General features: G+C 47.9%; 9 protein-coding genes. 8 read left to right on the top strand and 1 reads right to left on the bottom strand.

Annotated features, from left to right (window positions below; all coding sequences use genetic code 11):
• The first annotated feature begins 73 nt into the window (after positions 1 to 73).
• The 4 genes from WBJ53_RS08230 (at position 74) to WBJ53_RS08215 (ending at position 6,511) form a co-directional block, all read left to right on the top strand.
• On the top strand, positions 74 to 772 hold the full coding sequence (locus tag WBJ53_RS08230; RefSeq protein WP_338875592.1) for a metallophosphoesterase: 699 nt from the start codon (positions 74 to 76) through the stop codon (positions 770 to 772).
• A 90-nt stretch (positions 773 to 862) separates the two neighbouring features.
• A complete protein-coding gene (locus WBJ53_RS08225) occupies positions 863 to 2,935 on the top strand; it encodes a BatA domain-containing protein (protein WP_338875591.1) in 2,073 nt (690 codons plus the stop codon).
• Between the two features lie 599 nt (positions 2,936 to 3,534).
• Positions 3,535 to 4,122: a hypothetical protein gene (locus tag WBJ53_RS08220; RefSeq protein WP_338875590.1), complete on the top strand. Its 588-nt coding sequence runs from the start codon at positions 3,535 to 3,537 to the stop codon at positions 4,120 to 4,122.
• Positions 4,123 to 4,579: 457 nt separating this feature from the next.
• Complete coding sequence (locus WBJ53_RS08215; protein WP_338875589.1) at positions 4,580 to 6,511, top strand: ATP-binding protein; 1,932 nt, start codon at positions 4,580 to 4,582, stop codon at positions 6,509 to 6,511.
• Positions 6,512 to 6,531: 20 nt separating this feature from the next.
• Here WBJ53_RS08215 and WBJ53_RS08210 read toward each other — a convergent pair whose 3' ends face one another.
• Positions 6,532 to 8,331 (bottom strand): histidine kinase dimerization/phosphoacceptor domain -containing protein, encoded by a 1,800-nt coding sequence (locus WBJ53_RS08210; protein WP_338875588.1) that lies wholly within the window; start codon positions 8,329 to 8,331, stop codon positions 6,532 to 6,534.
• A 410-nt stretch (positions 8,332 to 8,741) separates the two neighbouring features.
• Between WBJ53_RS08210 and WBJ53_RS08205 the strand changes: the two genes are divergently transcribed.
• The 4 genes from WBJ53_RS08205 (at position 8,742) to WBJ53_RS08190 (ending at position 14,006) form a co-directional block, all read left to right on the top strand.
• Positions 8,742 to 9,527 carry a response regulator gene (locus WBJ53_RS08205; RefSeq protein WP_338875587.1) on the top strand — a complete coding sequence of 262 codons (786 nt, stop codon included), beginning with the start codon at positions 8,742 to 8,744 and terminating at the stop codon, positions 9,525 to 9,527.
• Between the two features lie 328 nt (positions 9,528 to 9,855).
• Positions 9,856 to 10,683, top strand: coding sequence for a type 1 glutamine amidotransferase domain-containing protein (locus tag WBJ53_RS08200; protein ID WP_338875586.1), 828 nt, complete (start codon positions 9,856 to 9,858; stop codon positions 10,681 to 10,683).
• On the top strand, positions 10,673 to 12,370 hold the full coding sequence (locus WBJ53_RS08195) for a thiamine pyrophosphate-binding protein (RefSeq protein WP_338875585.1): 1,698 nt from the start codon (positions 10,673 to 10,675) through the stop codon (positions 12,368 to 12,370). The genes WBJ53_RS08200 and WBJ53_RS08195 overlap by 11 nt, the downstream gene beginning before the upstream one ends.
• A 118-nt stretch (positions 12,371 to 12,488) precedes the next feature.
• The gene (locus tag WBJ53_RS08190) at positions 12,489 to 14,006 is read left to right on the top strand and encodes a GMC family oxidoreductase N-terminal domain-containing protein (protein ID WP_338875584.1); all 1,518 of its coding nucleotides are present in this window, start codon (positions 12,489 to 12,491) and stop codon (positions 14,004 to 14,006) included.
• Positions 14,007 to 14,014 lie beyond the last annotated feature (8 nt).

Raw genomic sequence — 14,014 nt, 5'->3', positions numbered from 1 at the left:
CAGTTGGGTTTTTTTTTAATACCTCATCATCCATAATTCGTTTTGATGGGTCTGCATAGTATCTTGGCTTATTATGAAACTTGTTACAATCAGCGATCTGCATGGCCGTACCATGTGGAAAGATCTCAATGTCAACGACTATGATCAGGTTATTTTTCTGGGTGACTATACCGACAGTTATGTTGTCGACGACGATACGATTTATACTAATCTGAGCGACATCATTGGCTTGAAGCGTCTATACTCCGACAAAGTTATCCTCCTGATCGGTAATCATGATGCGCAGTATATTCACTATCCTAATTACCGATGCTCAGGGTTTCGGACCTGGGCGCAGGCCGAATTAACGGCACTATTTGCCCAAAATCAGGATCTGTTTCAGATTGCCCACCAGCATAATGCCTATTTATTCACACACGCAGGCATAACCAATCAATGGTTGGCACGACTATTGGCGAAAACAAATCATACGATGGAAACGATAACGCCTACATACGACCTGGCCGGATTGATTAATAGCATTCATCAACAGCCTTTACAAAGCATCTTGTTCGAGGTTAGCCCAAAGCGAGGTGGTTCAGACTCATTTGGCGGACCAGTCTGGGCCGATCGATCAGAAACCAGAGTCGATTACCTGACTAATTTTCATCAGATTGTAGGCCATACACCCACCGATCAATTCCTGACTATTGGTAATACCAGAAGCTCAATCACGTATACAGATATACTACAAACCAGAACAGCATTTTATGAAGTCGAAATCCCTGATTAACTTGGGCTAGCAGAAACCAAAGTAACGAGTTGGGTCGTTAATAGCAGTAGACCTTCGTTTGCAGAATCTTTTTCGACGAACACAACCTGAATGAATTTCCTATATCCCTCTTTCCTATTCGGCTTACTAACCATATCGGTTCCGATTGCCATTCACCTTTTCAACTTTCGTCGGACACGCCGGGTGTTTTTCACCAATGTAGCGCTGTTGCGAACGGTTCAGACCGAAACCAAATCGTTTCGGCGGTTGAAGCATTGGCTTATTCTGGCGGCCCGATGCCTCTTCCTGATTTGTCTGGTACTGGCCTTTGCACAACCGTTTATTCCGAATAAAAATAAACTGGGCATTACTCGACAGGGCGTGACGAGTCTCTATCTCGACAACTCATACAGTATGCAGAATGAGCGGAATGCAAAGCGCTATCTCGACATAGCAACCGGCAAACTCGACGAGTTATTAACACTGTTTCGGAACGCATCTTCGCTTCAATTACTTACCAACGATTTTTCGGCCGCCGAACAACAGGCAGGATCGGCCGAAGCGGTTCGCGATCGCGTAACATCAATTCGATTTGCTCATACGCCCCGAACGCTCGAAGCAGTCTATAAACGGCAGCGAAATCTGCTCGCAAGTCTGAATCCAGGTGGCCGCAACCAACTATTCTGGTTTTCCGATTTTCAGAAAAGCACAGCCGGTGACTTGTCGCGTCTCAACGTTGACACCACCGATCAGTTATTTATTGTACCGCTCGATGCCCAGCCAACCAAAAACGTATATGTTGATTCGGTCTGGCTCAGTACGCCGTTCATTCGCGAATTACAGAACAACAGTGTTAATGTTAAACTGAGTAACGGTGGGCGTGAAAACGTAAAAAACCTACCGATCCGGCTCTATCTCGACGACACCCAAACCTCCACAGCTTCGGCCACCATTGCACCCGGAGGCTCAGCAACCATATCGCTGAATTTCAACGTCACCAAAAAAGGCTATCATCGGGGTCGAATTGTGTTTGAAGATTTCCCCATTACGTTCGACAACCAGTATTTCTTTGTATTGGAGGCTTCGCCTGCCGTTCGGGTACTGCACTTGTTTGAGCAAACATCTGGTGCTCCTAACCCGCCATCCAACTACATCGACGCTGTTTACGGGAATGATAGTTTATTTGTGCGGAAAAGCTTTAACGCACAAAATTTCGATGTTGGTCAACTCAAAGAAACCAATCTGGTAGTGCTGGAAGGCGTGTCGCAGGTAAACGGTGCATTGCGCAGCGAGTTGGAGCGGTTTGTTCGACAGGGAGGCAGTTTAACCATAATTCCGCCTACTAACCCCGATATGGCCACATATGGACCGTTTCTGAATGCGTTAGGGGTTGGGGGTACCCAACGTATAGATCAAGGCAACCTGCTTCCAGTTGCCGACCCCGACCGGCGAAATCCATTTTTTAGAGACGTTTTTCAGGAAAGCTATCAGTCAGAGCCACTCAACATGCCCAGTGCGGCTCCTGTTTGGCGGTGGAATGCTGGCAATCGCCTGCTGAGTCTTCGCGATGGAAGTCCATTCCTGACTCAATCCAAAATAGGGCAGGGAACGGTTTATATGCTGGCAAACCCGCTCAATAGCACCTATGGAAATATGGCCGAACATGCCCTGTTTGTTCCTGTTATGTATAAAATGGCAGCGCTAAGTGTTCGGGGACAACGGACTGCATATTCGTTCGATGATGCCCTCATAACAATACCTGTCAGTAGCCCTTCGGAACGATCGGTTTATAAACTCAAACACGACAAACTGGAGATTATTCCTGTGCAGCGCATTGTTGGCAATCAGTTACTGCTCGAAATGCCAAAAAGTAACGAACTGGCTACTGGCCAGGAAGTTGAAGCAGGTTATTACGAACTTCAACTCGACGGAAAAACGGAGCGGCTGCTGGCTTTTAACCATGGCAATAAAGAATCGATGATGGATTTTTATTCGCCCGAAGAACTACGCCGGACTTTTGCCAGTCAGCCAAACATCGAAATCTTCGACAGTATTCAGGACAACGATTTTGTAAAAGTGCTGGAACAGGAGAATCTGGGCCATAGTTTGTGGAAGTACTTTCTTTTAGCCGCATTGGCCTTTCTTCTGATAGAAGTAGGCCTGGTGCGCTTCATGAAAGGGTAACGAACTCATTTAAAATACGCTACTGTGCCCTCCGTTTGTTCGATAGCAATTGGAGGGCATTTTTAGTTTATTCAGGAAAGCGGGACTTAGGTCTCTGGGATTGCTTTATACCGCCTGTCGACTGGTCTACGCCCGAACGTAGTGCCTGCTGCCGTTACTTTTCAAACGCAACCAGTTTCTTTCGGTCTTGTGCGCTTCGCTAACTCACGACCAAAAGCTCGTCGTTTGTTCCACTTATTCTGTCGTTCACGGCAATTTTTTCGCCCCCTAACACGAAGTTGATAGCTTTGATATAGTATTCTACGACTAATGTGACGTTTCCGTTTCTATCCAAATCCCAACCCTAGAGTCTCTTTTTTACAGGTAAAACCCGCGCTGCATTTCAGCCATATAACAGTATGCATACTTCATATGGCTGCGGGTTGCCTGTAGAAGAGCCAGATTGCTGTAGAATTGATCTTGTGGCTCTTTATTTACCGGTCGATTGCCCTCCGAAAGAAACCGGCAATATTCAATACAACAACCGGTGACCGTACCTGAATTAGACTAAAAAATAAAAAGCGAAATCGTGATGAATTAGTCTTTACTATCAACCTGATATGAAAAGAAAGGGAGGGTTATTGCTGATAGCATGGAGTATATGCTGTTTAGTTCTTTATGCTCATTATTCTGCAGCGCAACGAACCCAAATCAGAGGTTTTATCGATCTGGATTCGTCATACCAGAATAACAAATTAAATTTTAGTTTTGGCGAGCAGGATCTTTTTATCGCGTCTGAATTAAATGATCGATTGTCTTTTTTAGGCGAAAGCGTTTTTAACTATTTGCCCGACTCACCTACTTTCTTTAACGTTAGCGCCGAACGGGTAATTCTGAAATATAATTACGCAGGAAACCATACTATTCTCCCTGGAAAACACCATACTCCCATAAATTACTGGAATGACACTTACCATCACGGACGCGTTTTTTTTCCAACCATAGACCGCCCGCTGGTCTTCAGCGAAAATATTATTCCGCTCCATACAACGAGTATAAGTTTACAGGGTCAAAACCTGGGAACTATCCGGTTTGGATATGATTTAATGCTGGGCAATGGAATTGGGCTGGCGATCTGGAAGATAACGATCAATATAAATCACTCACGGCAGCCATACACATCAAACCCATTGATGGTTTACGGATAGGCGCTTCCTATTATCAGGATGCGATCTCAAAAGGAGTTGTACCGCATAGCCATACAGGAACAGTTCACGTAACTACCAGCAAAGTAAATCAACGTTTATTAACGGGATCCGTTGCTTATTTTGGGCGGAAATATGAATGTTCGACATCTTTTCTCGCCATTTTCAACAACAAAACCAACCTCTAAGGGCACCGGGCTTGGTTTGTTCATCAGTCAGAATATTGTAAAAACGCACAAAGGTCATATCAGCATCGATACAAAAGAAGGTGAATATACTGTTCTGACCATCAGGTTACCTCTGGCTAGTTAATTCTCCTGCACGTCACAAATTAGAGCAACTTTACAACTACCATTTAGTCAACGACTTGTGCCCAAATTGATTATCAGCCTTAACTTGGGCTCATAATCCGTCCTCTTTCTACCTAATGAATCTGGTTCTGCTACATACCCACTCCGTAATGGCTTACATACTTGTTCTTGTATCGGGCAGTATGTACATTTATCTAATCAGGCTAAAGATAGATGCTCCGGGCAAAAAGTGGTTTATAATCTTCTACCTGAGTCAGATTTTCTGGCAGTTTGGCGATATGATTCGGTATAGTGTTCACCCGGTTTATGTTGGAACACTGCCTTACCAGCTCCAGATTATCCTCATGTTTGTTCCTGCGCTGGGGCTTGTCGAAATTGCCTACATTCAGTTTCTCTATCGTTTTGTTCAGCCAGCCTTTCCGCGTGAGCAGAAGGTTTTGCTGTATCTGATGATCTGTGCTGTTCTGGGTCTGATTGGGTTTAATAGCTGGAATGAATTCTACAACAACAGCGACTTGTTGCTAATGCAATCGTCGATGTTCATCTATGGGTTGCTGACCAATCTATGGGCTATTTACATTGGCCTGCGAAAAGAACGGTTGCTGAGAAAACTGGGCTACGAGCGAGCGGCTAAAGGAAATCGCTACCTGGCCCTGGTCAATTTGTGCTTTGTAATTCCCTGTATCGTAGCGGTCATTTTCGGCATTTATAGCACCATTGGCTATTGGACCTTCTTTATCTTCATCTGGGTGGGCAACCTGGCTCAGATTGTTGTGTCGATAACCTATGCGGCCATACCAACCAGCTTTCAGATTAAACTCGTTGGTTTCACATTTGTGATGATAGGAACGGTGTTGCTCATTGTTACGCTGGTTTTCTATCCCCCCCTGTTCCCTACCGATTATGGCCCAAGAGCCAGTCAGCAAGATGGCTTAGTGAAGCTCTTTGGCATTATTACGCTTTCGACAGCAGGGCTGATTCTGCTTTTGCCGCGTATTCTCCGCATTACGCTTACCGATCCTTTACAACGACTTCTGGAGGGCGTTCAACAGGTCAACTCCGGTAATCTTAGTACGGCAGTACCCGTTGGTTTGCCCGACGAAATTGGAGATCTGACACAGAATTTCAACGAAATGACCAGGTCGTTGAAAAAAGCAAACGATACACTGACCCTATATACCGAACAACTGGAAGTGCAAATTGCCGAACGAACTGCCGAAATAACGAAGCAAAATCAGGAACTGGAAGTGCAGCGAGACTCGCTAACCAAAACACTCATCGAACTCGAAGAAACCCAGACCCAGCTCATCCAAAAAGAAAAAATGGCGTCGCTCGGTGAGTTAACATCGGGAATTGCTCATGAAATTCAGAATCCGCTCAACTTCGTCAATAACTTTTCGTCGGTCAGCCTCGAATTGCTCGGCGAGCTTAAAGAAGAAATCGAATCTGATCACAAAACCGACTCCCTGCAACTTACCGACGATCTGATCCAGAATCTGCAACGGATTTCAAACCACGGTCAGCGTGCCGATAGCATCGTAAAAGGTATGCTTCAGCTTTCACACAGCGGCACCAGTACGGGCAAAAAACAACTGGTTAACCTTAATGAGCTGGCTTCCGAATACATGAAACTGGCGTATAAGGATATGCAAACTAAAGACAAAACCTTTACGGCTGAATTGATCGAAGAATTAGCCCCCCTTGTTGGCTCCATTAAAGTAGTTCCTGTTGACATTGGCCGGGTGCTGATTAATATATTCAACAACGCCTTTTATGCTGTTCGGCAAAAACAGAAACAGCTACCAACTGACTACAAGCCCAGTATAGTACTCAGTACGCAGGTAAGCCAGTCCGATCAGTTAGTGACCATTCGTATTCGCGACAATGGCACGGGTATTCCGGAGTCGATCCTAAGCAAAATTTATCAGCCTTTTTTTACTACGAAACCAACCGGTCAGGGCACTGGGCTGGGGCTCTCGCAAAGCTTTAATATTATTACTCAGGGACATGCCGGAACGCTGACAACCATGTCGGAAGAAGGGCAGTATACAGAAGTAACGATTCAGCTTCCTGCCGACTAACGCACTGCCTGTGGGCGTTGTTACATCCGCAACCGACGGCGAGGAACCGTTAAGCGAAACAATGTTCCATTCTGTTTAATTAGCTCAAAAGTTCCCTCCAGTTGCTGACTCAACAACGTAACCAGGTGTCGGCCAAACGAATGCCGTTGTCCTGGTCGGTTCCAGTCGTCCCTATCTACTCCTGGACCATTGTCCCGAATTTCCAGAATAAGATCCGCTCTGAACTCGTCGGAGGACTCCGTTAAGCCTACATATAACAACGGGTGCTGGCCCAGGTTATAAGCATATTTCAGCGAATTGGTAACCAGCTCGTTCAAAATTAAGCCAAGTGGCATGGCTAGGTCTACATCCAGTTCCAGATCGTCGATAGCTAGTTGCAGCTCAAAATCAGTATGCCGATAGCCATAGGCTTTCAGCAAATTATCGATCAGCTCGGTCAGGTAATCCCGTACGTGAATGGTTGTAGTCTGATCGGTCTGATAGAGTCGCTGGTGAATAAGCGACATTGCTTCGACCCGCTGCTGCCCAACCCGCATGGTCTGAATGGCATCATCATCGTCGAGCTGGGTAGTTTGCAGGTACAACAGGCTCGACACAATGGCCAGATTGTTTTTTACCCGATGATGAATTTCTCTCATCATCAGCGTTAGCTGGTCCGATTGCTGCTGAATTTTCCGACGGCTATGCCGTACGCGCACATACAAATTATATAAGGCAGCCACCAGAACAGCCAAAATCAGCAGGCCAGCCACAGCAGCCCCAATCTGGCGTGTCTGCTGGGCATTAGCTTCGCCCAGTTTCTGAATTTCGGCTTCTTTTTCGCGAGTCTGATAGCGGGTTTCCAGTTCTGCTACCTGACGGCTACGTTCGGCATTGATAATACTATCGTGGTTTGCCGTTTGAAGGCGATAATAGTGGAGTGCTTTCTGATAGTTACCCCGCTTTTCCCACAATCGGCTGAGGTGCCCATTTATTTCCTGCAGAAATGTACTCTTCTCAATTCCAGTTGTTTCGACCCACTGCAATGCCTGCTGGCAACAGATTTCAGCCTCATCGAGCTTATTCTGAGGAATTAGCGCGTATGGCAGGCTCAGGTTCGCGTATCCGATCAAATAATCGCTTTTCTGTTGCTCGCCAAAAGTCCGCACTTCTTTAAAAGCGCGTTCCGACCGGGTATACTGCCCCATGTTTTTATACAGTAGACCAATATTATATAAGGCCTGGTAATAGGATATTGAGTCCTTAGCCGCCCGGTAGTAGGCAAGTACCTTCTTCCGGAGCTCCAGCGCTTTCTGATAACGACTAGCTTTCGATTCGTAAATAGCCAGGCCTTCATAACTTTCGATCAACAGATCGGTATACTGTTCCTGCCGGGCAATGGCCAAACATTGATTGATGTAATTCAGAGCCCGTTTATAGTCCTGCAATCGATCATAACTCGAACTAATAAATAGCAACGTGCGGGCATACTGTCGTTTATCACCCAGTTCTTTAAATAGCCCCAGCGCTTTCAGATACCACTTGATTGCCTGTCCATAATCGCCGGTTTGTTCGTTCCAGAAACCCAACCCCCGGTAGCCCAGACTGATCGCTTTTCGATCGCCCGATGCAAGTGCCATATCGAGCGCCTGCTGAAAGGCCTCCCTGGAGGAAATGTATTGTCCGGCATAGGCCAGCGAATCGCCCACATGACGCAACGCCCACATTTTCAGCGAATCGGGAGCTTTATTAAGTGAATCAGGCAATAAATTCGATTGAGCCAGCAATACGTTACGGACAATGCAAAACAGGAAAATAGACAACAGGTAGTATTTACTCATACACTATGCGGCTCAAAATATACCTCTGACCAAGGCTCTTAACCCTTTCTGAAGAGCGTTTAAAGTTATATGATTTTTATTTTATATTTGCTAATCTATAGATTAACAGATTTATGAAAGAATGCCGTTATGGCCACTAGCTGCACAAGCTATTCCGGCCATACATTTTTAGTACACTTGTCGATTTTGTCATTACTTCGGGTTATACAGAAGCCTTACTACTAGTTAACTTATCAGGTAGTGACAATTAGTATTACCGTATAATTAATAAAAGCCGTATAATAAATGCTTACGGTGTAAAATAGATACTTTCACTGCCAAAACTCGGTATTTCGCGGTGGATTAACGCCTTAAGTCGGAAGAATTGAGAATAAGTATCTACTCATATACCCATAAGAGTTACTAATATCATGACTGCCAGCCCCGTTAGACCTGTTTCAATTTTAATCATTGAAGATGAAGCAATCTTAGCTCTTGAGCTTTGCGTTAAACTTGAATCCGAAGGATACCATATCGTTGGAACAGCTACAACGGGTCGCCAGGCACTTGCCTTGCACAAAGAACAACATGCCGATATTGTCATTTGTGATATTAACCTTCGGGGCGATTGGAACGGCATAGAAACGGCCCGGCAACTCCTTGCCCAGGGGCCCGTACCAATCATTTACCTCTCAGCCCTCACCGACCGGGAAACGCTGGAACAGGCAAAAGCCACAAAACCAGCCGCTTACTTAACAAAACCCGTTACGACCGACAGTCTGCGCATAGCTATTGAAATTGCCCTGAGCAACTTTGCCTATGTCAATGGCAGCAACAAGCCCGCCGTTGTTGAACCCATGTCGAACGCAATGAGCCCCCGCGAAGGTGAAACCATCTTACAGATTGGCGATTATATCTTTATTAAGCAAAACTATCAGTTTGTGCGGTTGCACAAAGCGGAAGTCCTCTATGTAGAAGCCGAAGACAAATACACCACCGTAGTTACGCCCACGCGTAAGTTTGTCCTACGCCTGTCGCTGGCGGTATTGCTGCAACGCCTGGCCGATATGGCCCTGATTCGGGTTCACCGATCTTTTGCCGTTAATCTCTCCCATGTTGAGTCGTTCAGCGACTACGAAGTGCAGGTTCCGGGGCAGACCGTTCCGCTGGGCCGGGTCTATAAAGAAGAGTTTTTACACCATTTCCGATTCCGCTGATTTAACCTCTCCCTACTTCACGCCCAAAAGCGTGTCGTTCACTCCATGAGGTCCGTTGTTCACGGCAAATGTCTTTTCGGGTGATTACTTATTTGATAGTTTTGATTCGTACTTCAAAACCAAGTCATTACCTAAGCCTTCCTCTTTTTATATGAAACACAACAACTCCTGCTTAGAATTCGATCTGTAATACTATAGCGCTGCTATGGTACTTCCGTTTTCTACTTTGTCTGGCCCAAGGGCATCCTACATCCTCACTCGTTTGCGCGGGTGTTGTTAATTATTCTCGTGCATTAATTTTTCTTTTTTACCACAACTACTCTGTTACATGTCAAAGAAAGTTCTGGCAATCCTATCAGAATATGGATACTGGGGGATTGAACTGGTGGGTCCGTTGACAAAACTCGAAGAAGCCGGCTACACCGTCGAGTTTATGACCCCAAAAGGAAAGAAAGCAGAAGCCTTGCCCCCTAGCTACGACACAACGTATGTAGATCCACCGTTAGGCGTTTGTGTAACCACTCCCGAGGCAGCCGAGATGGTGAAAGCCTTTGAAGCAACAAATCGACTGGAAACCCGGCGGAATATGTCGGAGGTAGTTCCTGAGCGCCCTTACTTTTCGACCTCCGATTTTTTGCGGAAGTTCGAAAAATACTTCAGCGATCTGAAAGTAGCCCAGGACGAACTGACCAGCGAATATGACGCGTTGCTTCTGGTTGGTGGCAGTGGCCCCATCATCGATATGGTGAACAACCAGCGCGTACACGACATCATTCTGGCATTCTACAAGAAAAACATGCCGATCGGTGCCATTTGCTACGGGGTTGCTCCACTGGTTTTTGCCCGCGATTTCAACGAGCGCCGGTCCATTATTCGGGGTAAGCACGTAACCGGCCACTGCATCGAATACGACTACCACGACGGCACAGGATTTCTCCACACCGACCTCAACATGGGGCCCCCACCCTACGTGCTCGAATATATCCTGAGCGATGCAGTTGGCCCGGAAGGTCAATTCCACGGCAACTTCGGAAAAGAGACTTCAGTTATTGTCGATTATCCGTTCATTACGGCTCGCTCGCTACAATGCTCATTTGAGTTTGGAGACCAGTTCGTTAATGTACTTGACAATGGCTTGAAGCGGTATGGCTGGTAAAACCGGAAATCAGAAAATCATCGAGCAGTTTCTGGCCGATGGCATGGACCACATGTTTGGTAATCCTGGTACGGTAGAGCAGGGCTTCCTGGATGCCGTTGCCGATTACCCCGACATGAAGTACATCCTGACGCTTCAGGAAAGTGTGGCGGTGATGATGGCCGACGGCTACGCCCGTACTACCCAAAAGCCAACCCTGGTGCAGCTCCACAGTTCGCCTGGTATTGGCAACGCCGTTGGTGCCTTGTATCAGGCCAAACGTGGCCACGCGCCACTGGTTGTGATTGGCTCCGACGCGGGCTTGCAGTATATGAATATGGATGCTCAGATGGCCAACGATCTGGTGTCGATGATGGCTCCCGTTACGAAGTATTCGACACTGGTTCTTTCGCCAGAGTCGCTGCTGCGCACACTACGCCGGGCCATCAAGATAGCGGCAACGCCACCTATGGGCCCCGTCTATGTATGTATGCCAATGGATGTGCTGGATGCGATCAACAATGAACCGGTTGTTCCAACCAGTTTGCCTTCTACACGGGTTGTTCCTGCTCCCGAACAGATCGAAGAAGCGGCCCGCTGGCTGCTGGAAGCCGAAACGCCAGTCATTTTTGCGGGCGACGGCGTAGCCTATTCCGGTGCCAACGACGACCTCGCTCACGTTGCTGAGCTTTTGGGTGCCGATGTCTACGGAGCCGATTTCGGCGATGTCTTCATAGACAATACGCACCCGCTCTACAAAGGCACAACGGGACACATGTTTGGCGACTATAGTTACCCCATGACCAGCAAAGGCGATGCGAATCTGGTTGTTGGCACCTATATGCTGCCAGAGGTTTTTCCACGGCTGGAAGACATCTACAAGCCAGGAGCCAAAGTGATTCACTTCGACCTTAACGCCTACGAAATCGCTAAAAATCACCACGTCGACCTGGGGGTTGTCAGCGATCCGAAGCTCTCCTTACAAGCGCTGGCCGAAGCTATCGAACGGCTGCAAACCGACGATCAGAAAGCAGCAGCGGCCAGTCGTTTGCAGGCTGCCCGCGCTGCAAAACAACCCGCACCCGCTGCCAGCGCATCGGAGCCAGAAAACGGCAAACCACTGAAAATGGCGCAGTTTGCCGAGCTACTGGCGCAGAAAGTGCCTGACGATGTCATTATTTTCGACGAAGCCCTAACCAACTCTCCCGCCGTGCAGCAGGCAATTCCGCCACGGTTACCCGGCTCCTACTTCGTAACGCGGGGCGGCTCACTTGGTGTTGGCTTTCCGGGGGCTATTGGCGTCAAACTGGCTCATCCCGATAAAACAGTAATCGGATTTTCGGGCGATGGCGGTAGTATGTACACCATTCAGGCCTTGTGGTCGGCCGTTCGGCACAATACGGGAGCCAAATTCGTGGTCTGCAACAATGGGTCGTATAAACTGCTTCAGCTAAATATCGACGTCTACTGGAAAGAGCGTACGATCGACAACCGGGCGCATCCGCTTTCGTTCGACTTGTCCTATCCTGCAATTCGGTTCGATTTACTGGCCCAATCGATGGGTGTCGATGCGGTTCGGGTAGAGAAAGCCGAAGAAATTGGCCCAGCCATCGAACGCATGATGGCCGACGATAAACCGTTCCTGATCGATTTAGTTCTGGAAGGCAACTTCCACCCCGATTGGGTAAAAACCAATTGTTCGCAATAAAGAAGTTTACGGTTTGTCGTTTATGGTTGCTTCGCCTATTTAGGTTCTGAACAAGCGAAGCAACCATAAACGATAAACCATAAACCGAAAAAACCCTACCTCTTTTTTAACCGTACTCATGAAATCACATTGTCACTACGCTATTATTGGAGCGGGTGCGTCAGGAAGTGTCATTGCCAATCGGCTTAGTGCCAACCCTGCCTTTGAAGTGGTTGTACTCGAAGCCGGTGAGTGGGATAATGATGCCACAGTATCTGATCCTGGCGGATTCGTACAACTATGGGGTTCGGCCGTCGACTGGGCGCTTCCAACAACTCCGCAGGCAGCTATGGCTAATCGCGAACTAACCATCAACCAGGGCAAAGTGGTTGGCGGTAGCACGTCGATCAACGCCATGATGTATGTACGTGGTAATGCGGCCAACTTCGATCAGTGGAACGAATTAGGTGCCGAGGGCTGGAGCTATGCCGATGTGCTGCCCTACTTCAAAAAGCTGGAAACCTATGAATGTGGGCCGTCGGAATACCACGGCGACACGGGCGAACTATCGGTCGTGAATTGCCCCGACGATGTGATGCGTTCGGAAGAGTTTCTTCAGGGCGCAGTCGAACTCGGATACGATGGCCCACACTGGGACTATAATGGAGCCCGCCAGGAAGACGGAGCCGGGTTTCTGCAATTTCATATTACACCCAACGGACAGCGTTGTAGTGCTGCCACGGCTTTTCTGCAACCTATACAGGATCGATCTAACTTCACGCTCGTTACCGGGGCACAGGTAACCCGCATTCTGATTCGCGAAGGCAAAGCCGTTGGCGTTGAGTACATTCAGAATGGGCAAACAAAACAGCTTCTGGTCGAAAACGAAGTGATTGTTAGCGCCGGAACCCTTAGTTCGCCCAAACTGCTGATGCTATCGGGCATTGGCCCTGCCGAACACCTGAGCGAGCTTGGCATTCCGTTACACGTCGACCTGCCGGGTGTTGGTCAGAACCTTCAGGACCACGTACAGTTGCCGGTCATTTTCCGGGCAAAAAGTGATCGACCCATGACCACACTGCTCACCGGCAACGTTCTGTTTACCCGCACCGACAAAAGCGCGATTGCTCCTGATTTACAATTGAATTTCACGCCCAGTATTCCGGCACCGCTCGCTCCGGTTCTGCCCGATTTTGGCGGTAGCGTCTGCATTTTTCTGGCCATTCTTGTGCAGCCCAAGAGCGTTGGTGACGTAAAACTTCGGTCGGCTGACCCGCTCGACAAACCCGTGATCAACCCCAATTATTTGCAGGAAGAAGCCGACATGGACGTGCTTCGGAAAGCCATTGACCTGTGCCGAAAACTGGCCGAAACCGACGCATTTTCGTCGCTCAACGGGGGCGAACTGGCTCCGGGCCCCGGCGACCCCGACGGTTTTATTCGCAGCCAAAGCTCTACCCTCTGGCATCCGGCTGGAACCTGCAAGATCGGAAACGACGAAATGGCCGTGGTTGACTCACAGCTAAAAGTTCGTGGTGTGGCGGGGCTGCGCGTGGCCGACGCATCGGTAATGCCCGTTGTTACGAGCGGTAATACGGTTGCTCCCTGCTTTATGATTGGCGAAAAAGCCGCCGACATGATTCTGAATGGGGCCTAGCTGGCCCT

The sequence above is a fragment of the Spirosoma sp. SC4-14 genome (assembly GCF_037201965.1).
Taxonomy (GTDB): domain Bacteria; phylum Bacteroidota; class Bacteroidia; order Cytophagales; family Spirosomataceae; genus Spirosoma.
The sequence above is the reverse complement of the archived record's forward strand: the minus strand, read 5'-3'. Positions and strand labels throughout refer to the sequence as shown.